Source organism: Treponema pectinovorum, from assembly GCF_900497595.1.
Taxonomy (GTDB): domain Bacteria; phylum Spirochaetota; class Spirochaetia; order Treponematales; family Treponemataceae; genus Treponema_D; species Treponema_D pectinovorum.
The window spans coordinates 1-22,764 of the sequence record NZ_UFQO01000001.1; the positions used below are offsets into that span (position 1 = coordinate 1).

Below are 22,764 nucleotides of genomic sequence, written 5' to 3' on the forward strand. Positions count from 1 at the left end.
GTGTAGGAGCGTCCATTTATAGCGTTTAAGGTTTTTGTTATTTCATAATCGCCAATTATAAATTTTACTACGTGATTTCCTTGTAAAACTGTAAACGGCTCTTTTAAACTTGTAAGCATTTGCCCGTCAAAAAAAACTTTTGAATTTTCAGGAGAAATGATTTTTACAACAGGCTCTATTCCGCGCAATGTAAGTTTTAACTGAGTTTTTTTTGCCTGTTCTACAAAAAACGAACGCACTTCATTTCTATACGCTTCGCTTGTTACAGAAAGGTGATGTTCGCCTGTTTTTAAAATTAAATTTGAAAAAGGTTCCTGAGTCAGCGTGTCGTCTATGTATACGCTGTAATTTTCTTTTTTGTCCTGTGCCTTATCGATTAAAAGCGAAAAATATCCCTCGTTGCTTAAAACAGGTTTTGCAGTTATTTCAAGTTTTGCAGTTTCAAGTTCTTCTGGAGCGCCTTTCATAGCGAGGATGAACCTTAAAAATATGCCGTCAGAAGAATCAACGCTAAAATTTTCAAGGATTTTTGCGTAAGGGCTTTCTTTTACATTGAATTTTGAACTTATTGGGATGTAAAAACTGTGGTTCAATCTTCCTGGAATCGTATTTATCGAAATTCTAGTTGCCGAATAATCGATGTTTTTTTCTGATGGATATGGAGAAACATCTTTGTAAAGTATGTAGGCAACCGTATCTCTCCAGGTTGCAACAGATTGAGGAACTTTTATGTTCACTTCGATTCCTGTTATAAAAGTTTTATCGGAAGGCAGTTTTATGAAAATCGCATCAAAAATTCCGCTCGTTGTGCTTGCTTCTTTATTTTGTAAAGAAATTTCCATTAAATGCAGTTTTGCGACACGAAAATTTTCTGCAGAGACTGCAAAGCAAATCAAAAAGAGAAAAAATATTAATTTTTTTTTGCAATTAAAAAAAATAGTTTTCATATTTTTTACACAGTGGAATTCACTACATATTATAGTTGAACAGTATTTTTATGTACACTAAGAAGTTAGAAGAAATTTAAAATTTTCTTAAAATAATTGACAAGGTAGGAGATATTTAAAAGTTTATCAACTTACCAGGATTTGTCGGGCTTCCGTTTTTTCTAAGTTCAAAATGAAGGTGAGAACCTGTGCTTGCTCCTGTGCTTCCTACTTTGCCGATTAAAGAACCTGCGTTAATCTTTTGCCCCTTTTCTACTAAAATTTTTGAAAGGTGAGCATAAACGCTTGTCATGGAATTGTAATGTGTGATTATTATGTAGTTGCCATAGGTAAGGTTAAAACCTGTCTGGCTTATTTCACCGCTTTTGCAGGCAAAAACATCTGCTCCTTCAGGCGAGGCAAGGTCAATTCCTGAATGAAATTTCCACTTGCCAGAAATTGGACTTATTCTGTATCCAAAATCGCTTGTTAAAACGCTGGATTTTAGAGGAGAAACCATATTTGTGTCTAAAAAAAATAACGACATTGTGGGAGAAAGTCGTTTTTTCTGTAAAAAATAAAATTTTTCTCCATCGATAACAAAAACTTTTGTATTCCTTAAAGAGCCGTCCGTTATAAATTCCTTGTAAAGAAGCTGCTCCCAAGGAGATTTTGGTTTTTCAGGAATAAAAAGTCCCGAAAAAGACGGAACTAGTAAGATTTTTCCTGCTATGTCTGCGTCTGCCGATGAAAGTCTGTTTAAAGTTGAAATCGTATCTTTGTAAACTGGACTTACTCTCGAAGAAAACCAAATAAAATCCATATTTTCTGGCACTTTGATTTTGTAAAACGAAAGGATGAAATCATCTTCATTTTGAGTTTTTTGAGAAAGATTTTCTGGTAAAATTTTATTGTTGAACGAAGCGTCTTCTAAAAATTGTCGAAAGATAAGATTTTTTGAAGACGGATTTTCTATAAAAGCGATTTTTTGGGTTTCGATTTTAAAAATATCATTCTTATGTATTTCATCACTTGCTTGGGCAGTTAAAAAAAAATTGAAAAATATTATAAAAAAAAATAAAAACCTATTCTTCAACTGGCTCTTCATTTGATTTTCGTAAATGATTTTTCGAATTTAAAGATAAAAAACCGTAGATTAAAAGGCTCGCTATTACGAGCGGAATCGTTAAAAATCTTTTGCCATTAAAAACTAAAATAACGAAGATTGTAGCGCTAAAAGCGATGAGCAAAATTTTCGCCAAAAAAAACAAGGATGCGCTTAAACCAACTCGTTTTATTTTTTTTAAAGCCCAAATAAAAATGAAAACAACCGCGATTGCTAAAAGAAAAAATGTGTATGTGTGCGGAAAATTTGTTGCAAAATACCAGAGCGGATACACAAAAGCGAGTCCAATTCCGAGGCACAGCGCTAAGAGTATTATCACTTTTGAAATGGAAGATAAAATTTCTGCATAACCTTTTATAATTTTTTTTAGCATAGGGCTAATATAAACGGACAAAAAAAAATCTGCAAGGGTCTTTAGCCTATGCAGATTTCTGACTGATTGACTGTTTTTCGTAAAATTATTCTTCTGAAATTGCAGAAGTAGGGCATTCGCTTGCGCAGGTGCCACAGCTAACGCATTTTGCAGATTCAATTTCACGATGTCCGTCATTTTCGCTGATTGCCTGAACTGGGCAGTCAGGTTCACAAGTACCGCAGTTTACACATGCAGTAGAATCGATTTTATAAGCCATAGTGTACCTCCTATAACTCTTTCTTATATAACTGTATCACATAAAAATTTCGAGAACAAGAAAAAATCCCAATCTTCTGTACGATTTAGCATAGGCTAATTGAGGTTACCGTGATAATCTAATCATCGTATGGATAAAATCAGTAAAAAAGAACTGGCATCTATGATTGACCACACTCAACTTTCTGCCTGTGCAACGAAAGACGATATAAAAAAATTGTGTGACGAAGCAAAGCTATACGGATTTTGCAGTTGCTGTGTAAATCCCTATTATGTTCCATTTGTAGCAGAACAATTGGAAGGAAGCGATGTCAAAGTATGCACTGTAATTTCGTTTCCTTTGGGTTCATCTTCTATAGATGATAAAGCAAGCCAGGCGGCCATGTGTGTGAGCGAAGGTGCAGACGAAGTTGATATGGTCGTAAATTTAGGCTGCGTAAAAGACGGTTTATGGGAAGACGTTTTTGAAGAAATTTATGCAGTACGCTGTGCAGTTGATGATATTGATACAGGAAGCAATAAAAAAATTGTTGTAAAGGTGATTCTTGAAACTTGCTACCTTACAGATAACGAAATAGTTGAATGTTGTTTGCAGGCAAAAAAAGCAGGTGCGGATTTTGTAAAGACTTCTACAGGATTTGCAACTTCTGGAGCGAGCGTCCATGCCGTAAAACTTATGAGAGAAACAGTTGGCAACGATATGGGCGTAAAAGCTAGCGGTGGAATTCGCTCTTTGGAGGATGCTTTACAAATGATAAATGCCGGTGCGACAAGGCTTGGTTGTTCAGCCGGAATAAAAATAATCAGCGAAGTTTAATAAATTTCGCAAACATCTAGGAGGTACGTATGAAAAAATACGAATGCACAATCTGTGGTCATATCTATGATCCTGCCGTAGGAGACCCTGATTCAGGAATTCCAGCAGGAACAGCTTTTGAAGACTTACCAGATGACTGGGTTTGCCCGGTTTGTGGTGTAGGAAAAGATATGTTCAAAGAAGTTGAATAGTTTTTGTAAAGAAAAATGGGCGTTCTGCGATGTGCGGGCGCCCTTTTTTATGGGTGCTTCGTATAAAAAAAATAACTAAATCTTTATAAATATAAAGAAAAATTTAAAATTTTGGGAAAATCTGGCAATTACGACTATACTTTTGTTTAAATGGCATTATAAAATACAGTTATAAAGTTAAGTTTTTCACAAAAAAGATAATGTGAAATTTCATTTATGTTTAGTTTTCAAAATCTTTAAAACAATGGAGGAAATATGTTTAAAAAGTTTATGAAACTCGCAAGCTTCATTTTGCTTGTTGCTATGTCTGTAATATTTGTTTCGTGTGCGGACGCAGCAGATGATGACGATGGTTATTGCACTGTAACCTTTGACACAGCTGGAGGAACTCCAATTAAATCGGTAAAAGTAAAAAGTGGCGAATACTTGAGTTCTATACTTCCAACACCAGAAAGAACAGATTGCTATTTTTCTTATTGGTACAAAGACGACTATAAAACGCCTTATGATTTTAAAACTCCAGTAACTTCTTCCTTTGAGTTGAATGCAAAATGGAACGTAAAAATTAGTTTTATCAAGGAATTAAAAAACGGTACTATAAGACTTGATAATGGATATGCAAAAAACATAAAGAAAGTCGACTGCTCCGAGATTTCTGCAACTTATTTAAAGAAGGGCGAAAGCGAAACAAAGCCTTTGCAATTGACATTTGATGAATATTATTCAGGATGGGATTATTATTCTTATTTTAAATTTGAACCTTTTAATACGAATGAGAAAGCAACTTACACCGTTACTGTAACTAACGGTGAAGAAAGTGCTTCTAAAGATTTCGATGTAAAATTTTTTGATTCTCCTGAAAATCTTGTTGCTTCAGTACAGGATTCTATGGTGAGCCTTAGCTGGGATGAAGTTTATGCTGCTTTTAGATATGAAGTTACTTACTATAAATTTTCTGACATAACTTCTTCAAAAATAAAAACGGTTTATTCTAATAAATGTGATATAAAAGGTCTTGAAAACGGAGCTGAATACACCTTTAAGGTAAAAGCGATTAACTCTTCTTCTGAAGAAAAGGAAAGTGAGCCTGTAAAAGCGACTCCGAAAATCACCAAAAAGACTTCTGATGTATTGATGATTATGTATATGGACGGCGATAACAACTTAAACGATGCGATATATCTTGATATGAATGAAGTTGAATACGGTCTTTATCAAATTCGAAAACTTGATGGAACTCCAGAGTCCAACTATAAAAGCGTTAATGTCGTTGCTCTTTGGGACGGCTGGAGGGGCAATTCAACAGAAAATCCGCAGTTAAAACACAGTGGATCGTTTATATACGAACTCGGCACAGATTCTTCTTTTAATACAACTTATACATCTTCAAGTGGTTGTGTGCTTTCTTCAAAAACGAAAGATTTAAGTTACACCGCAGAAAGTGGAACTTCGAATCCTTGGCTTGCAAATGGCGAAGTTGATATGTCTTCCAAAGATACGCTCAAAAACTTTTTGGAATGGGTTAAAGCACGCTATGAAGCAACAGATGTTATCTTGCAGTTTTCAAACCATGGTGGCGGGCCTCGCTCTTATGTTGCAAATACAATAACTCTTGAAAACGGCATGACTTACGAGCGTCCAGGAATTAGTGGCAGGAGATCTATGTGCTGGGACGAAGACTCTAGCGGAAATACTTTCTTAAAGACGAGCGACGTTTCCAGCGTGCTGGAAGACTGCGGTTATTCTTCTGGTAAACTTTCCATGATTATTGAAGATGTCTGTCTTGGAGGTTCTATAGAAGAAGCATATCAGTTAAAAGATTATGCAAAATACTTTTTAGCTTCTCCTAACAACGAGCCTGGAAGAGGACTTGACTATATAACCGTAATCAAAAGTTTTACGACTGATGCGACTATGGAAAGCGTTGGACAATCCATTATTGCAAAATACAAAGAAGATTATGCGATTAAAGATTCTGTCTGGGATACATGGATGAGCGACAATAGTTCTGCTTTAGCTTCCAACTTTGGCATAGATACATCAAATCCAACAGCTCAAAATAAATTTACAATGTCAATATTAAATTCAAAATGTTCTACTTTGACCCTTGTAGATCTCTCAAAATTGGAAGCGGTAAAAATCGCTATAGATGCTTTTGCAAATGTTGTAATTACGGATGCCAAAACAAAAGAATTCAAAGGCTTGTACTACGATACTGTAAAAAAATTATATACCATAACTTCATCTTCAAATACACGACCTGTAACCTACTGGGAAGCCCTTAGAGAATTGAATGCCTCTTATGACGGTAACATGTTTAGTTATCTTGGAACTTTTACCTGGCTTTATGACAGCGGATACCTTTTCCTTAATGCAAATAGTTTATCTGATGCGAATCTTGCAGACGGGTCTGCTAATCCTAACGCATGGGCAGACTTAAACACTGCTGCAGATGGTGTACTTGCAGCTTTAAAATCCGCGAATGTTTATGCATGGAGAGACGGCTTTAAGGGAAACTCTTTGTATGAAGGATCGAATACAATATCTGGGCTTACTATAAGCGGTGGTTCTGTCGAAATTACTACAAGCGGTGGAAAAGCTTATCCTGCACAAGAGAAATATCCTTCTTGGTATAAAACTGAACTTGCCTTTGGTAATGACTGTAAATGGGGACAACTTTTGTACGACTGGTTCCATGAATTTGGAGAATCAAATTGAAAAAGCTGATTGTTTGTACTCTTTGGGGGCTATCAGTGTTAGTAATTTTTTCCTGTGCTTCTGCAAAAAAAACTGGAGTGCAGGAAAATAAAGTTGAACAGTCTGCATCACAAAGTTTTGATTTACAAAGTGCAAACGGTTTTGCTGTAAATGGTGGAAGTTTGCAGCAAATATCAGACCACTCGTTTTTAAAAGAGAAGGATGAAGGTTCTCAAATTACAGTTACGGGGCTTTTTGCTTATGGAAATCCCTGTGTGCTTGTTGAAAATCCAGATGGAAAAAACAGAGTTTCCTTTGTAGTTGAAATTCCAGAAGATTTGGAAGAACAATGCAGGGAACTCGACGGAAAAACTGTAATCCTTACAGGCATTTTAACCGAGTCAAAAAGCACCTGGTCAAAAAAAATGACGCTTTTAAAAATTGAAAGATGAATGTAAGTTAAAAGTTGTAAAACGGCTTTGCTATTTTTTCTGATGGGGAAAATTCTGCATTTTGCTTGTGCCTTCTAATCGGGGCGTTGCGGGGTGTCCCCGCTGGAGGGGGTAGCGGACAAGACCACAGGAGCAAAGCGACGAGGACTTGGTAGCGAGGGGGAGACTTCCCCCCTTAATCTTTTAAACCTTTTTCCAAAACATTAGGTTGTCTTTTATTTCGTAAGCGATTTTTTGTTCGTCGCAGAGGGCGCTTAAATATGAGCGAAGGGTGCAGCCGATCAGTGCGTATTGGCTCAATCTTAAGTCTATGGAATTTCTGTCTGCCACAGCTTTTAAGATTTGCTCAAAAGTTTTTGGCGTTTTTAACTCGTCGAGTATCATGTTTTCTGTTTCAAGCAGTGCGATTAGATTTAGTTCTACAAGACCTTCTATTTGTGTAACGCTCTGCCCATGACCTGGAATGTAAAAATCGGCCTGTATTTGCAAGAGATTCATCAGCGATTGTTTTGTCAGGCTTTCGTTAAAAAGATATTGTATCCAGTAGCGTTTTATGACATTTCTTCCGCTCAATGCATCGCCTGCAAAAAGTACTTTCTTGTTGTCTGTATCGCAAAGCAAAAAACCTGTTTGGTCTATATAATGCCCTTTTAGTGAAATAGATTTTACGGATATGAGATTTTCAAGCGAAAATTCTTCGTCATTTTTAAAACTGCGGTCTACTCGACACCTTTTTGCTTCAAAATAAGGCGTTTTTAATTCTTTTACAGGCATTCCGCCCCAAATTAAACCGGTTTCAATTTCTGGACATTGCATTATTGCCCCTTCGCCAGTGCTTGCCCAAATTTGACAACCTGTTTTTTCTTTTAAAAAGATATTTCCGCCGCAGTGGTCTGCATGCGAGTGAGTATTGATTATCAGTTTGATTTTTGGAGAGGAAAAACTTGCTTCTAAAGATTTTATTATGGACTTTGCGTGATTTTCACCTTCGCCGCTGTCTATTAAATAAACATTTGTGCTTGAATCTTTTTGAGGGATTGCAATCACGCCTATGTTTGTTGCCAACGGCAGAATGAAAATGTGCTGTGTAAGTTTTTCTAAAGATTTAGTTTTTCCTTCCATTGTGCTTCCGTTTTATTTATGAGATTTTGTATTTTTGCTCTTGCATTCATTTTTTTTGTTTTGACTTTAGGTATTGAAATTCCAATTTGAGCAAAATAATCAACATAATTATAAAACAGATTATTAAAATTATAAAACTATTTGCTTAACGCAAGGTCGCCGTCTTTTATCCAGCCGATTTTTCTGAATACAAAGCCAAAGGCAAGGCTTAAAATTGCTGGAAGAACAAAGCATATAAAAATCAGCCCGAGCCAGTTGAAAACGCTCGGTTGAATTGCAGTTAAGCCGTGCTCAATCGCAACTTTTGAAGGATTATACCAGCCAGAGATTACGCCGATTTGCCCTACAAGACCGCAGGTTCCCATTCCTGCACTTACAGACGCTCCGTTCATTTCCATTTTAAAAAAACAAGTTGAAAGCGGGCCTGTTATCAAAGATGTTAAGCAGGCAGGAAGCCATATTTTTGGATTTTTTATTATATTTGGCATCTGTAGCATGCTTGTTCCCAATCCTTGACTTAAAAGCCCTTGCCAGCGGTTTTCCTTAAAACTTAGAAACGCAAAACCAACCATCTGTGCACAGCATCCAGCAACTGCCGCTCCACCTGCAAGCCCTGTAAGACCGAGCGCTGCACATACCGCAGCAGAACTCACCGGAAGAGTTAAAAGAATTCCAACGATGAGCGAAATCAGCATTCCCATCAAAAAAGGACGCAAAGTCGTCGCCCATATTATTAAGTTGCCGAAGGAACTCGCTATCATTCCTATGTATTTTGCTGTAAGAAAAGTTATTAAAACTCCAGAAAGAATTGTTACGAGTGGAGTTACGATGATGTCAACTTTTGTCTTTTTGCTTACCAAATTTCCAAGTTCTGCCGCAACTACTGCAACAACTAAAACCGCTAAAGGACCTCCTGCTCCGCCACAGATATTTGCCGCACTTCCTACGCAGGCAAGAGAAAAAAGAACGAGAGCAGGTTCTTTCATCGCATAGCCGATTCCAACTGCCATCGCAGCACCAACCACGTGCGCATCGGTTGCAAAATTTCCTGCTTCAACAAGAAAACTTGCAATCGTATTTTCGCCAAGTTTTAAAATTTGCTGTCCAAGAGTTTTTATGATTGTTCCGATTAAAAGAGAAGCGAACAATCCTTGAGCCATTCCGCTCATTGCATCAATAAGATACCGTCTGACGTATTTATTCATAACGTCCTCCAAAAAAAAGAGAATATATGTTGTCATTGATATACTTGCTGATGCCTAAAGGTCATCCCAAACGTAACATCTGAATGGTTTAATCTATCAAAAAAAGATGTTAATTGCAATTTGCTGTGTGAAAGTGTTATAATAACAGCATGTTTTTTCACGGTGGCACAAATTCAAGAAGGCTTGATGATTATTTAGATTTTTCTGCAAATACAAGTCCGTTGGGTGTTCACAAAGCCGCTTCAAGAGCGCTTTTGGCATTGTCTTTAGATCCTGGAATTTTAGCATCTTATCCAGACCCTGCTTGCAGCGAATTAAAAGAAGTTCTTGCAAAATATTGGGAATTTGATGGTCCCATTCTTTGCGGTTCAGGAGCGGCGGATTTAACACAACTGATTTCGATGGTTTTTGGAAAAAATGTTTCAGGAACTGCATTTAATTTGATAGTAGAGCCTGCTTTTTCAGAATACGAAAACGCTTTGTTGATGGCTTGCGATGAAGAAAAAATCCTGCACCTTACCCTGCACGAAAAAAACGAATTTAAGTTTACAGAAGAAGATTTTAAACGCCTTGAAAAAATCCTTTCTGGCGGAGTTCCTCTGATGTTTATGGCAAGTCCTTCAAATCCAGCAGGGAACGTCCTTCCGTTTGAAATGATTGAACGAATTGCAAAACTCTGCGAGCAGTGGAACACGGTTTTTGTTTTGGATTCGTGTTTTTGTCAGTTTTCAAAATTGGCAGAAGACAATGTGCGCGCTTTGATAAAACGAACAGATGAATTTCCTCATTTGATAATCCTAAACGCATTTACAAAATTCTACGGAATGGCTGGATTACGACTTGGCTATGCGCTTTGCTTTAGTTCACAAATTTACAATCCGCTTGTAAACGCTATGCGTCCTTGGACAATAAGCACCGATGCACAAGTTACAGGAGTCGCTGTTATAAAGTCAGAAATAGAAAGCGACAGCTGGCACAAGCAGATGCGAAAACTCGTGGAAGAGGAGAGGACATATCTTTCTAGAGTTTTTGAAAATTTGGGAATAAAAGTTTTAAACGGCGAAGGAAATTATATCCTGATTCAATTAAGCGAAACTCATCAAAAAATTGCCTTGGATTTTGCAGGCAGTTATGTACACGAAAAAGAAAAAAAAGGCCACAACGGACCTAAAAAACAGTCGCTCGTAAATGAAGTTTCAATGGACTTGGCTGAAGAAGATTCTCCGAATCCGTTTCGAGCACCGCTTTGTCAGGCGCTTGGAACTTTTAAGATCGTTATTCGCGGTTGTTCAGATTTTTACGGCATGGATTCTAGTTGGTATAGAGTTTCAATAAAAAATCACGAAGAAAATACCCATCTCGTGCGTGCTATCGAAAAGATTTTAAAAAAATAAGAATTTTATTTGGGCGGCTTTTTGCTCCACTTGCGTTTCGCAAAAAACGTGCTATTCAGGGCTTCGCCTTACGGCTACGACCAAACGCAACGGCCTAGATTGATTTGCCGTTGCGTTTGTTTTCGCTTTCGCTCACCCTTGCTATCACTGCCGCTTATTTTGCAAGTTTTATTTCTTTTACAGTGTAACTGTTTTTGTTTTCGTTTATCGTAAACTCAAGTTTTTCGCCAACTTTTGAATCCAAAATTGCGTTTCCAAATGGCGACATGTAAGAGATTATTCCTGCGTCCGGGTCAGATTCCCAAGGTCCCATTATTACATACTTTTCATCTTTGCCAGTGTTGTTGTTTGTTAGAGTAACTTCTGTTCCAAAAGAAATCATCGATGTTGTCGCTGTTGTTGGGTCAAAAATCACTGCGCGGCTTAATTCGCCTTGGAGTCGTTTTAGGTCGTTGTTCAACTTATGCTGAGCTTCTTTTGCAGCTATGTATTCGGCATTTTCTTTTAAGTCGCCTTTTTCCTTTGCTTCTGCAACTTCTCTTGCAATTTCTGGAATATCTACGGTTGTCATTTTTGCTTCGAGCGCTTTCTTTTCGTCGAGTTTTGCCTTTGTTACGAGCATTCCTTTTGGTGCAAGAGATTTTTCTTCTTTTGCACGGAATTTGTAAGACGGATATTTTTCTAGAATTCTATTTCTTAAAGTCTGTTTGTAAGAAGGCTCAAGGAATGCAATGTCGTCTACGAGAGTGTAGAGATGTGTCATTGTTTCTGTGTCGCTTGCAAGCATAAAGTCTGCATAAACATTTTTTTCGTCTTTTTCGCCAAAGACAAGTTTTTTTGCATTCTTGTTTAATTTTTTGTTTTCAGTAGTGTCTACATGGTTTTCGATTTCTCTGTAAGTTTGCTCAATCAAGTTTATTATCGTTATCAACTGCTTTTGGTAAGAAACTCCAGCTTCCTTAAACCATTCATCGTTTCGGCATTCTTCAAAGAAGAAGAGAACTGCGCCTCTATAATCTTTAAAGTTGTCGAATGCTTTTACGACGAGTTTTTGGATTTTTTCTGTTTCGCCAGCATCGATTAAATCTTTGAGCATCTTTTTGCTTAAAACTGTAGGGAATAATTCAATGTATTTATCTGTCCAGTCTGGAAGCATTTTTATTGCTGTTAAAAAGTCTTCCTGCAAAGTCGTATTTTTTGTGTCTTTAAGAAGTGTGTACATCTCTCTTGGATTTTGAATTTCTGAATAGAGCTCTGCAAAAGAGAATGAAGGTTTAAACGCTAAAGCAGGAATTTCAGAACTTACCTTCTGAACAACGAGATACGAAGCGACTACCTGTTCGTTTACCTGAGAGAAAGCTTTTAAAAATCCTTTAAAGTAAGAATACATTTCTGCAAACATTTCGCTGTCTTTGTCTGCTTCTTCGTCGTTTAAGAATTTCATAAATACGTCTACGCGTGGCATAAAGTTTTTCTGCGCTTTAAATTCGTTGTTGAGTTTTTCTTCCGTCGAAATTTTGGCATCTCTAACCACGTATTCATTTATGTTGTTTGGATTAACCCCAAAGATTGGGTTTGTTTCAAGCGCTTTTTTTGCTGCGCTGTTCCAGCTGGTCCATTCGCCAGGCGTTAAGATTGAAGGAACTAATTCTGCCTTTATGCGTTTAAAATCGCAGCTGTTTCCAAAAGATTTGATTATGATTTTAAGAGCGTCGGATTTATCCTTTGGTTCTTTAAAAATCTTTAACAAATCTGATTTTGCCTTTGTCGCTTTTAATACCCAAATGTGATCCGAAGCAAGTGGCTGCAAAGCGCTAACGGCCATCTTCAAAGACATCTGCTTTACGCCTGTTTTTTTGCCAAAGTTTATCGTTAAAGTGTCGTTTTCTACTTTTGTTATTATACCTACGCTCCAAGTGCGATGATAAACAAAGTTTCTTATGCCAAAAGCGATGTGTTTTTCAAAGTCGTTAATCGCTTCAAATACGTTGCGAAAACTCTGTGTAAGGTTTGATGCACGGATATATTCTTCGACGTGCGCATTGTCAGAGTGTTTGCCTTGGAAACAAGTTGCAATTTCGTTTCTTGCCCAACTGTCTTTAGGATCAATCGTAAGGATGATTTTTAAAATCTGGATTGCAGTATCCCATTTTTTAGAATCTTTTGGAGCATTGTCTTTGTAATAAGGATAGAGGTCGTGCAAAAGTAGAGCACTTTTTTCTTGGCTTATGCTCTTTTCAACTTTTCTCTGCACCAAAAGAAAAAAGTCGATTTCTTCTGGAATTAAGTAAACAAGTTTTGACCAAACTTCTTTTACAGCGGTCATATTGTTTATGTTTACAAAACGCAATAGTGACTTTTTGTAATATGCTATCGCATTTTTTAAATCGCCTTCTGCTTCATAGTGTTCTGCAAGAATTTTTGCAATTTCTGCTTCTTCTATGTCGCTTTTTACGATTTTTTCGTATATTTCCCACGCTTTTGGATCATTTGCGCTGCGATAGATATCTGCCAAAGTGCGCAATGCAAATTTATTGTTTGGATCAATATCGAGGATTGTTTCGCAAAGGTAGGTTACGATTGGTTCTTTGTGGTTTTTCTGAAAGATGTCTACAAGTCCTACGAGATATGAGTTGTCGAGTTTTCCCTGCTTTAAGCTAAACATTCCTGAAATATAAAGGGCGATTATGCTTTCTTTTGAATGCGAAAGTTGTTCGTCACAGATTGATTTTATTTCATCAGCACAATTTTCTGCTTTTGCTTTTTCTACGATTTCGGACAATTCAATAAGATTGTTCTTTGTGTAGTTGCTGATGGCAGCCCTAGTCCAAGTTTCTTCTTTGAGCATTTCTTGAACTTTTGTAACGATTTCTGCGGACATGTTTTACTCCTGTATGTTCTTTGGCTCGTAGCCACTTTTATATAAAACGAGCAGTTGCTTAAGCCTTAAAAACCTCTGCCGTTTAAATTTTTATTTTATGTATAACTCGTATACATCCTTATCGAGGATTTTAAGTTTAAGCAAAATATCGCTTATCTCTTTTCCTGTCTGATTTTTTTGCGCATAATAATCTATCAGCCTAAAATACATATATATGAGTTTAGGTTTTAGTTGTTTTTCATTGTTTGCAGGATTTTTTATTTCGTTTTCAATCTCGTATATATCCTGCCGCAAATTAAAAAATTCCGTACTCCTAAGTTCCCTTTTTATATTGAACACTCCGTACAAAACTGCATAAACTGGAATCCAAAATTGGAGTTCTGCTCCAGAATAGCCTTGTTCCTTACGAACGCGATTTATAAGGCATTTTATAAGTTCACAGTCGAGAAGAGCCAAATCGATTTTTTTTGCATCAATAAAAAAAGCTTCCCTAAAAAGAACTTTAGCCTCATTTTCCATTCCACAAAGTGCAAAACAATCCGCCATTTCTGCTATTATCTGAGCAGAATCGCCTGAAAGTTTGTTAGCTTCTGTAAGTTCCGTTCTTGCCACATCGTACTTTCCCAGTTTTTTATTGCAAATTCCTTGTTTTAAAAGCAAATTTGCTTTTTGCATAGGAAGTTTTTGGCTTTCGTTAGGAACTAAAGAATAACTTTTTAAAGCCAGCGTAAAAACACCAGTTTGGATAGAAAAAATTGTTCTTGCATAGATCTTTTTTTTTCTATTCAGTGCCTCTTCAAAGGATTTCCATTGAAGAATAAGATTTTCTCCTCTTTCGTAAGGCTCAAGATTTTCAGATTTCCTGATAAAATCAATCCAATAAGAGCAAGTCCATATTGCAAAGTCAATCTCTGCGTTTTCGAGATTAAATTCCAATGTGCTTGCCAGAATCGATTTTGCATCTTCTGCCTTGCCTTCTTCAAGCAGTGAATAAGCCTTTTTTAATCCTTCTTCCGACTGATTACTCATAGCATATTTTGGATTATATCAAAATTAAAGGTGAGAAGTCAATAAAAGTTGATAAATTTTAGAAAAAATGGGATAAAGTTTATACTTTACTTAATAAAATCTGTCAATAGTTTTTTCTGTTAATTTTTGAAATAAATATGTTGTTGTTTTTATCCGTATGTTTTGTTAATATTGTGGAGATATGAAGGATAAAATTTTATCTCCATCGTTGCTCTCTGCGGATTTTTCGGATTTGTCAAAAGCGATAAAATTTTGCGAAGAAAAAAAAGCAGGTTTTATACACATAGATGTAATGGATGGGCATTTTGTTCCACAAATTTCATACGGGCAGCCAGTGATAAAATCTATAAAAAAATTAACTTCACTTCCTTTCGATGTTCATCTTATGGTTGAACGCCCAGAAGAGTGTGTAGAATCTTTTGCAGAATCTGGTGCAGACTGGATAACTTTTCATCAAGAAGCGACAGTGCATATAGATAGGCTTATATCTCGCATTCATCAACTTGGGAAAAAAGCTGGAATTTCAGTTGTTCCTTCAACTCCTATAAGTGCAATAGAAAATGTGCTTCCTCTTGTGGATTTGGTTTTGGTTATGAGCGTAAATCCTGGTTTTGGCGGGCAAAAATTTATTCCTTATTGCCTTGAAAAAGTTTGTCTTTTGGATTCAATGAGAAAAGAAAAAAAATACAATTATCTAATTTCTGTAGACGGCGGAATAAACGAACAGAATGTTCAAAGCGTTTTAGAAGCAGGAGCAGACGTTGTAGTTTCTGGGGCTGCATTTTTTAATGGCGCTCTTAATTGGGAGGTTTTATGATGAAAAAACGAATTAACTCCGCGATGTCATCATTTTTTTGTTGTAAAATAACTTTGTCGGCAACTGTGCTTTTTTTTTCGATTAGCCTTTGTCTTTTTTCACAAAAATATAATTTAGAGCAGGAAAAAGGTTTTGACGCTTTTCGAAAAGGCGACTGGATTTCTGCAATTTTGTTTCTCAGAAAAGCGGTTTCGTCTGACATCGGATTTAACGATGAAACTCTTTATCTTCTTATAATGAGCGAAATAAATTCTGGAGATTATTCTTCTGGTTTGGACGATTGCAATCTTTTCCTTGAAAAATTCAATTCTAGCAAATATGCATCTTACATTCATTTTTATAGAGGAAAAGCTCTCCATTTTCTTGGCCGCAACGAAGAAGCCGTTTTGGTTTTAAGCGATTTTTGCCATCAAAATCAAAATTCAGAACTTTACGCATCTGCTTTGTATTGGATTGCAGAATGCTTTTATGCCGAATACAATTTTGACTCTTCTCGCGCTCTTTACGAAAGGATAATTTATGATTTTCCTGATGATTCTAAGGCTTCGGATGCTCGCTACAGGGTCGAGATGATTGCTCAACGGGAACGAGAAGAAAAACTCTTGTATCTTTTAAAAGTTACTAGCGAAGAAAATCTTGCTACGAGAGAAGATTACGAGAGGCAATTAAAAATTTTTAAAACGCAAGATAACTTAGGCTTAAAAAAATCTCTTTCTGATGCGCAGTTAAAGATAAAAGAACTTGAAGAAGAACTTCTATCTAAAAATGAAGAAAATACAAGGCTTTTAGAAGAAAATAAAAATCTTGTCTCTCAAAATACTGCTTTGCAGAATGAAAAAGATGCGTTCATTTCAGAATCTAAAATAAAATCTCAAAACGATAAAGATGTAACAAACGAAAAATCTCCTTCAGTCTACAATCCATCTTATCCTTCTGTAATTGCAGATCCTGCAGTTGAAGCATTAAAGAAAAAGGCATCTTATCTTCAATATCTTCTTGATGAGCAAAAGTCAAATAAGAGGTGATTTATGATTTGTTCCAAAGAAAAGCGATTTTTTATTATAGGAAAAAATTTAAAATCTCAAAAAAAACATTTTAATTTTATCTTTCTTACACTTCTGTTTTTTGTTTTTACACAACCTTTTTTTGCGCAGGAAAACGAAAATTCGATTAACGATAAAGGAATTGTTTCAGGTCAAGTTTTAAATGAAAATTCTTCTGTAAAAGAAGAAAGCAAAAAAAATGATAAAAACGATTCTGCAAAATTAACACAAGAGCAAAAAGCAAAATTAAAAAATCAACAAAAACAAGCAAAACTTTTGGCAAAGGAAAAAGCTAAGCAGAAAACCGACAAATATCTGGGAACGATTTATGTGCCGAAAAAAGAATACGAAATTGTTAAAGATGATATAAAACTTTCTTTTAGGGCAGGAACTGGAACTTTTTCTTTTTATGCATTCGATTCTCAAAAAAAACAGATTCCTCTTTTTAGTCAATACAGCGATTCGATTTCGACTTCGTTTTTTGCAAAGGTTGATGGAACAATCTATCGCTTAAACAAAGATGCTGCCGTAAAAAAAGAGCTCAGAAAAATACCTTCGGGTGCTCAACTCGTATACAATATTGCAGGAAAAACACAGATTGCAGTTCAGTTTGAACCTATTTCATCTTTTCCTGGGAAAAAAACTGATATTGTAAAAGTCAGCATTTTTTCGACAAATATTTTTAATGAAGTTCAAGATATTTCTGTAAAAGCCGTAATAGATACTATTTTGGGTGAAGGAACGGATTTTCATTTTGTAACAACAGCTGGAAATAAAATTTCTTCTGAAAAGCAATTTTCGTCTTTTAAACAAGACCGCTCCATCATTTCTACAGATGGAAAAACTTCTTTGCAAATTGTTTTGGATGGTAAATCGGTTTCTTCTCCAGAGCAAGTTTCTTTTTCCGAAGTTCGCTCGCTTTTAGAAGGCCCTTGGGTTCCTGTAATAGTGGAAGGCAGGAGTTTTAATTCGGCGGTTTCTTATAACAATTCTGCTGTAAGCGTGAATTGGGCTTCAAAAAAGTTAAAAAAAGGTGAAACTTCTTCGATAGTTTTTTATTTTGCCACAGGTTTAGAAAGTGCAATGCCTGAAGGCCTTTCGTTTATAGACTATGTGTTGGGAAATGAAGAAAATATTGAAGCGCTAAAACAAGATTCAGAAAATCCTGATGCAAATGTTGATGAAAAAAAACTAGATAATTTAAACCTGATAAAAAAGCCAGACATAGATTTTATAGTTCCCCCTATAACGCAGGAACAACTTGATCCTGTTTATGTTCAAAATCTTATAAACAGGATTAACTCTTTACAGTCTGACCCTGCATTAGTCGATTTTAATGAAATTCGCCTTTTAAATGCGGAACTCGATTCAATACTGGAAAGGATAAGGCGGCCAGAGTCAAAATGAAAAAATCTGCTATTGACCGCGCAAATTCTCTTTTTCAACGCAGACAATTTGGAAAAGCGATTTTACTTCTCGAAAATGCAAGAGAAATTTACCACGAAAGTTTTGAATATTATATAACGCTTGCAACTGCCTGTCTTTACGCTGGCGACACTGGAAATTCTAGTAGATATTTTCAGGAAGCGAGGCACATAAAACTAAAGGATACAAGGCTTTTGCTCGGGCAGGCTGCTATATTTTTGCGCCGTGGAGATACTGATTTGGCAGTGCAGTATTATCTTGAAGTTCTTGAATTGGATCCAGAAAACAAATGTGCAAAAAAAGCGATGCGCTTTATACGCGAAAATGGCGATTACGAAACGATTTTAAAATGGGTTGATTCAGGAAAGATAGAAACATTTTATCCGCCTATCGCAAAAAATCATGGAAGTTTTTTTAGAATTCTGATTTCTTGTCTTGCAGGTCTTGCTGTTGCATTTTTGATTCTTCATTTTATCAAACCGAATTCTTCTAATATTCCAAAACGTGCAGCGATTGCGGAATTAAATCTTTCTTCCGAAGAAAAATCCAATCTTCAAGAAAAAGATCTTTCAAATGGAGTTTACCGTTATATACTTTCCGAAGCGCAGATAGAAAAATCCTACGAATTGGCGCGGCTTTATTTTCAAGACTATAGGGATAATTCATGTCGTGTTGAAATTAACAGGCTTTTAAATTCAAATGCGTCTTCGTCTGTAAAAGCAAAAGCGAATCTTCTTTTTTCGTATCTCGAAGAACCCACTTTTGATACATTTATAGAACATGGCGAAGAGAATTTTTCTTATAATCAAGTTGCAATGGATCCTCTCTTGTATATCGGTTGTTGGGTTTCTTGGTCTGGTAGAATTTCAAATGCAAGGCTTCAGGAAGATTCATACGGATGCGATCTTCTGGTTGGATACGAAAATTTGGAAAGGGTTGATGGAATCGTTTCTGTGTATTTTTCTCCTGCGCCAACTCCCGCAATAGAAGGCGATAGAGCGGTAAAAATTTTAGGAAAAATCGGAATTGAAGGTGGAAAAATCTCTCTTTATGGACGAGCAGTGTATCAACCGCTGCGTAAAAAATAAAAAAAACGAAAAAAAATTGATAAAATGTGTAAAAAATGAATTTTAGACTCTATATAAAGTAGTGGGAGGATAAGGTGGCTAAAATGGCGAAAACGACGGAATTTACTCAGCCGACTGAAATGTCGGAAAAATTAAAGGCTCTTGAAGCGGCTCGCCTTCAAATTGAAAAACAATTTGGTGCAGGCGCAATTATGAAACTCGGAACTCAACCAGATTCTAAAGGAATTGATGTTATTCCCTCTGGTTCGATTTTGCTCGATGAAGCACTGGGAGTTGGAGGCTATCCAAGAGGGCGTATAATCGAAATGTACGGGCCTGAAAGTTCTGGAAAGACGACTTTGGCTTTGCATGCGATTGCAGAAGCGCAAAAACTTGGTGGAATAGCAGCCTTTGTCGACGCAGAACACGCATTGGATCCTATCTACGCAAAAAATCTCGGTGTAAATATCGATGAACTTTGGGTTTCGCAGCCAGATACAGGAGAACAGGCTCTTGAAATTACAGAAAGCCTTGTTCGCTCTGGCGCGGTTGATATAATCGTTGTAGATTCTGTTGCCGCTTTGACTCCTCAAAAAGAAATTGAAGGCGATATGGGAGACGCAATGATGGGCTTGCAGGCTCGACTTATGAGTCAGGCACTCAGGAAACTCACCGCAATCGTAAACAAAAGCAAGTGCACAATCGTTTTTATCAATCAAATCCGAATGAAAATTGGCGTTATGTTTGGAAATCCAGAAACGACGACAGGTGGAAATGCCTTAAAGTTTTATTCATCTGTTCGTTTGGAGATTCGCCGCATAGAATCTATAGACGGCAAGGGCGAAGACGAAGCGATTGGAAACAAGGTAAGGGTAAAGGTTGTAAAAAACAAGGTTGCGCCTCCTTTCCGTAAGGTTGAACTCGACGTTTATTTTGGAAAAGGAATTTCTGCAACGGCTTCTCTTTTGGATTCTGCGGTTAAGCACGGAATAATCGATAAAAGAGGTGCGTGGTATACTCGCGGGGAAGAAAAAATTGGTCAAGGTAAAGAAAACGCCATCAACTTTCTTGAGCAAAACCCTGAGTACGCAAAACAGATTGAATCTCAAATTCGTTCAGAAGTATTCCCAGGTCAAGTTTTAAAAACAAAAGAGGGAGTTCCAGTTTATCCAGAGCAGGCAAAATCTGCAAAAGAAGCTTCTAAAACTTCAGAAAAACCTGCAAAGGAAAGTTCGGCTTCTTTTTCTGAAGAAGTAATTCCGTCTGCAAAGGATGCACTTTTTTAGAGATAAATAAATTATGACAGACGTTATTCTTGGGCTTGGTTCAAACAAAACTTGGAAAGACAAATCCTGCGAAATCATCTTAAAGATGGCTTTTGATAAACTTTCTTTGTTGCTTTCAGGAATAACGGCTTCTTCTGTCTACCGCACAAAACCTATGTATTATACAGAACAGGAGGATTTTTTTAATCTTTTTGTTCGAGGAAAAATCGATTCATCTTTACCGCCACAAGATTTGCTTTTTAAAATTCATAAGATAGAAGAATCTCTAGGGCGAGACAGAACAAAAGAAATTAGAAACGGACCTAGAAGTATAGACATAGATATAGAGTTTTTTGGCAACACAGCTGTCGTTACTAAAGATTTGCAAATTCCGCACCCACGCATTTTTGAGAGAGCCTTTGTTCTAATTCCTATGCTTGAGATTTTAAATGAATCTGCCGATTTTATAAGCAGGGATGTTTTTGTTCATTATGTAAACGAAAAGGGTTCCCAAGGAGTAGAAAAATATCTTTCTGCTCAGGAATTTTTAAATTTAAAGGCGCAATATGGGACAGGAAGTTGATTTACAGGTAAAAAACAAAGAAGAGATTGCAAGCGACAGCAATAGAAAGTATACCGCTGGAGAATTTGAAGGTCCGCTTGATTTACTTTGGGCTTTGATTCGCGACAATAAGATAAATATATACGACATTCCCATTGCACAGATAACAGAGCAATTCTTGGAATATTTGGATTACGCTTCTCAAGTTGAACTTGGAGACCTTTCTGAGTTTTACAATATGGCGGCGAGACTTTTATATATAAAAAGCAGAATGATGTTGCCTGTGGAAATTAAAGTTGATGACGATTTTGATTTTGATGACCCAAGGGAAGAATTGGTTGATAAACTGATTGAATACCAAAAATTTAAAAAACTTTCCAATCTTATGGAAGACAGAGAAGACGAAAACGAATGGAATTTTGAACGAAAGAAAATTCAGCGAGTTCTTCCTTTTGAAGATGAAAATATGTGGGAAGCTGTTGACACTTGGGATTTATTGCAGCAGATGCAAAAGATTTTTCAAACGATGATCTCTCAATATTCTGACAGCAAAATCATCGATATGTACGAAGAAATCTCCGTCAATGAAAAAATCACTTTGATGAATGAGCTTTTGGAAGAAAAAAATGAATGCATGTTTACGGATTTGATTATTCGCAAAGGAAATATGCTCGATGTAATCTGTGCTTTTATGGCTCTTTTAGAAGCGGTTAAGTTTAAAATGGCAACGGTAATGCAAAATAGAATGTTTGGCGACATAAAAATTTGCAAAAATACTGCGGCTTAAGCAAAAATCTGTTAAAAATTATTTAAAAATACGGCATAATGAAACACATGGATGTCAATCTCGAAAAAGAAATGGGGCTTGTAGAAACTGTGCTTTTTTTAGACAGCGAGCCTCTTACCCTTGCGACAATTTCAAAAATTTCATCATTGTCGCAGGATGTTGTAGAACAGTGCCTTGAAAGTTTAAAAGAAAAATACACGAGTGAAAATTCAGGAATTGAACTTTCAAAGATTACAGGTGGTTGGACTCTTACTCCAAAAAAAGAATTTTGGGAAGTTTTAAAAGAACGTTATGGCAACAAAAATGCAGGTCGTTTAAGTCGCTCCGCAATGGAAGTGCTTTCGATAATAGCGTATAAGCAGCCAATTACTCGTGCAGAAATAGAATCTATACGCGGAGTTCCTCCTGACAATATGATTCGCCTTTTGGAAGAAAGGCTTTTGGTTAAAGAAGTTGGTAAAAAAGATGCTCCTGGAAGACCGAGTCAGTTTGGAACTACAAAGGATTTTTTAAAGTTTTTCGGTTTAAATTCCATTGCAGATTTACCTCGTCTTGATGAAAAAGAATCTGAGAGGTTTGAACTTGCAAGATAAGCCTAAAGAAAAACAGCGGTTGCAAGCGTTTCTGGCTCACTGCGGAGTTGCAAGCAGGCGTTCTTCAGAAAAAATAATCGTAGAAGGGCGCGTTACGGTAAACGGTGATGTTGTAACAGAACTCGGCACAAAGGTAAGCGTTGATGATGAGATTTGTGTCGATGGAAAAAAAGTAAACTTGGAAAATCGTAAAATCTATATTTTGCTCAATAAACCTTCGGGACTCGTGTGTAGCCAATCTGACGAAAAAGGTAGACCTGTGGCAGTAGATCTTTTAAAACAAAAATATTCACAGCGCCTTTATAATGTTGGCAGGCTCGACATGTTTAGCCGTGGTGCTGTCATTTTTACAAACGACGGAGATTTTGCTGCAAAGTTGAGCCATCCTTCAAGCGAAATTGAAAAAGAATATCTTGTGGAAACGAGTTATCCGCTTCCGGAGGGATTGGATCAGAGATTTTTAAAAGGCATTCGAGTCGAAGGAATTTTTTACAAAGCAAAACAAACAAAAATAATAAATACTCACAAAATGAAAGTCATTCTTATAGAAGGAAAAAACAGAGAAATCCGTCGAGTTTTTGCAGATGCTGGAAGTTCAATAAGAAGTCTTCAGCGAGTAAGAATTGGAAATCTTGGTTTGGGTAATCTAAAAGAGGGAGAATTTAGAGAGCTTACGGATTTTGAAGTAAAGGGACTTTTATCTTTGTGCAAAAATTAAAATCTTAAAGGGGAAT

The 22,764-nt window shown here is 36.5% G+C and carries 22 protein-coding genes; 14 read left to right on the forward strand and 8 right to left on the reverse strand.

The window, feature by feature from the left end:
• The 4 genes from FXX65_RS00005 to FXX65_RS00020 form a co-directional block, all read right to left on the reverse strand.
• Positions 1-842, reverse strand: an 842-nt coding sequence (locus FXX65_RS00005) for a hypothetical protein (RefSeq protein WP_147614553.1), incomplete at its 3' end; no start/stop codon positions are given.
• A 220-nt stretch (positions 843-1,062) separates the two neighbouring features.
• The gene (locus tag FXX65_RS00010; protein ID WP_147614554.1) at positions 1,063-2,034 is read right to left on the reverse strand and encodes a M23 family metallopeptidase; all 972 of its coding nucleotides are present in this window, start codon (positions 2,032-2,034) and stop codon (positions 1,063-1,065) included.
• Entirely contained in the window at positions 2,012-2,425 is a 414-nt protein-coding gene (locus tag FXX65_RS00015) for a hypothetical protein (protein WP_147612707.1), read from the reverse strand. The genes FXX65_RS00010 and FXX65_RS00015 overlap by 23 nt, the downstream gene beginning before the upstream one ends.
• An 85-nt stretch (positions 2,426-2,510) precedes the next feature.
• Positions 2,511-2,684: a 4Fe-4S binding protein gene (locus tag FXX65_RS00020; protein ID WP_147612706.1), complete on the reverse strand. Its 174-nt coding sequence runs from the start codon at positions 2,682-2,684 to the stop codon at positions 2,511-2,513.
• A gap of 129 nt (positions 2,685-2,813) precedes the next feature.
• Between FXX65_RS00020 and deoC the strand changes: the two genes are divergently transcribed.
• The 4 genes from deoC to FXX65_RS00040 all read left to right on the forward strand — a co-directional run bounded on the left by deoC (position 2,814) and on the right by FXX65_RS00040 (position 6,840).
• A complete protein-coding gene (gene deoC / locus FXX65_RS00025) occupies positions 2,814-3,500 on the forward strand; it encodes a deoxyribose-phosphate aldolase (RefSeq protein ID WP_147614555.1) in 687 nt (228 codons plus the stop codon).
• A gap of 29 nt (positions 3,501-3,529) precedes the next feature.
• Positions 3,530-3,691 (forward strand): rubredoxin, encoded by a 162-nt coding sequence (rd, locus tag FXX65_RS00030; RefSeq protein WP_147612704.1) that lies wholly within the window; start codon positions 3,530-3,532, stop codon positions 3,689-3,691.
• 255 nt (positions 3,692-3,946) lie between these two features.
• On the forward strand, positions 3,947-6,409 hold the full coding sequence (locus FXX65_RS00035) for a clostripain-related cysteine peptidase (RefSeq protein WP_147614556.1): 2,463 nt from the start codon (positions 3,947-3,949) through the stop codon (positions 6,407-6,409).
• Positions 6,410-6,444: 35 nt separating this feature from the next.
• A complete protein-coding gene (locus tag FXX65_RS00040; RefSeq protein ID WP_147614557.1) occupies positions 6,445-6,840 on the forward strand; it encodes a hypothetical protein in 396 nt (131 codons plus the stop codon).
• 183 nt (positions 6,841-7,023) lie between these two features.
• On the opposite strand, the gene FXX65_RS00045 is transcribed toward FXX65_RS00040, so the two are convergent.
• On the reverse strand, positions 7,024-7,962 hold the full coding sequence (locus tag FXX65_RS00045; protein ID WP_147614558.1) for an MBL fold metallo-hydrolase: 939 nt from the start codon (positions 7,960-7,962) through the stop codon (positions 7,024-7,026).
• Between the two features lie 137 nt (positions 7,963-8,099).
• Positions 8,100-9,167 (reverse strand): PTS transporter subunit IIC, encoded by a 1,068-nt coding sequence (locus FXX65_RS00050; protein ID WP_222704203.1) that lies wholly within the window; start codon positions 9,165-9,167, stop codon positions 8,100-8,102.
• 149 nt (positions 9,168-9,316) lie between these two features.
• On the opposite strand from FXX65_RS00050, the gene FXX65_RS00055 reads away from it, so the two are divergent.
• The gene (locus FXX65_RS00055) at positions 9,317-10,561 is read left to right on the forward strand and encodes a pyridoxal phosphate-dependent aminotransferase (RefSeq protein ID WP_147614560.1); all 1,245 of its coding nucleotides are present in this window, start codon (positions 9,317-9,319) and stop codon (positions 10,559-10,561) included.
• A gap of 154 nt (positions 10,562-10,715) precedes the next feature.
• Here FXX65_RS00055 and greA read toward each other — a convergent pair whose 3' ends face one another.
• Positions 10,716-13,442: a transcription elongation factor GreA gene (gene greA, locus FXX65_RS00060; RefSeq protein ID WP_147612698.1), complete on the reverse strand. Its 2,727-nt coding sequence runs from the start codon at positions 13,440-13,442 to the stop codon at positions 10,716-10,718.
• Positions 13,443-13,532: 90 nt separating this feature from the next.
• The gene (locus tag FXX65_RS00065) at positions 13,533-14,471 is read right to left on the reverse strand and encodes a tetratricopeptide repeat protein (RefSeq protein ID WP_147612697.1); all 939 of its coding nucleotides are present in this window, start codon (positions 14,469-14,471) and stop codon (positions 13,533-13,535) included.
• A gap of 181 nt (positions 14,472-14,652) precedes the next feature.
• Here FXX65_RS00065 and rpe point away from each other — a divergent pair, with 181 nt between their 5' ends.
• The 9 genes from rpe (at position 14,653) to FXX65_RS00110 (ending at position 22,748) form a co-directional block, all read left to right on the forward strand.
• Entirely contained in the window at positions 14,653-15,288 is a 636-nt protein-coding gene (gene rpe, locus FXX65_RS00070) for a ribulose-phosphate 3-epimerase (RefSeq protein ID WP_147614561.1), read from the forward strand.
• On the forward strand, positions 15,288-16,313 hold the full coding sequence (locus FXX65_RS00075; protein WP_187116178.1) for a tetratricopeptide repeat protein: 1,026 nt from the start codon (positions 15,288-15,290) through the stop codon (positions 16,311-16,313). Before rpe ends, FXX65_RS00075 begins: the two co-directional genes overlap by 1 nt.
• Before the next feature lie 3 nt (positions 16,314-16,316).
• On the forward strand, positions 16,317-17,738 hold the full coding sequence (locus tag FXX65_RS00080; protein WP_147614563.1) for a hypothetical protein: 1,422 nt from the start codon (positions 16,317-16,319) through the stop codon (positions 17,736-17,738).
• Positions 17,735-18,844, forward strand: a complete 1,110-nt coding sequence (locus tag FXX65_RS00085) for a tetratricopeptide repeat protein (protein ID WP_147614564.1) — start codon at positions 17,735-17,737, stop codon at positions 18,842-18,844. Before FXX65_RS00080 ends, FXX65_RS00085 begins: the two co-directional genes overlap by 4 nt.
• 83 nt (positions 18,845-18,927) lie before the next feature.
• Positions 18,928-20,109 (forward strand): recombinase RecA, encoded by a 1,182-nt coding sequence (gene recA / locus FXX65_RS00090; RefSeq protein WP_147614565.1) that lies wholly within the window; start codon positions 18,928-18,930, stop codon positions 20,107-20,109.
• A 13-nt stretch (positions 20,110-20,122) separates the two neighbouring features.
• Positions 20,123-20,671 (forward strand): 2-amino-4-hydroxy-6-hydroxymethyldihydropteridine diphosphokinase, encoded by a 549-nt coding sequence (gene folK, locus FXX65_RS00095; RefSeq protein WP_147614566.1) that lies wholly within the window; start codon positions 20,123-20,125, stop codon positions 20,669-20,671.
• Positions 20,655-21,437: a segregation and condensation protein A gene (locus FXX65_RS00100; RefSeq protein ID WP_147612690.1), complete on the forward strand. Its 783-nt coding sequence runs from the start codon at positions 20,655-20,657 to the stop codon at positions 21,435-21,437. Before folK ends, FXX65_RS00100 begins: the two co-directional genes overlap by 17 nt.
• Positions 21,438-21,475: 38 nt before the next feature.
• On the forward strand, positions 21,476-22,030 hold the full coding sequence (gene scpB / locus FXX65_RS00105) for an SMC-Scp complex subunit ScpB (RefSeq protein WP_408057323.1): 555 nt from the start codon (positions 21,476-21,478) through the stop codon (positions 22,028-22,030).
• Positions 21,993-22,748: a pseudouridine synthase gene (locus FXX65_RS00110; RefSeq protein ID WP_147614567.1), complete on the forward strand. Its 756-nt coding sequence runs from the start codon at positions 21,993-21,995 to the stop codon at positions 22,746-22,748. The genes scpB and FXX65_RS00110 overlap by 38 nt, the downstream gene beginning before the upstream one ends.
• Positions 22,749-22,764 lie beyond the last annotated feature (16 nt).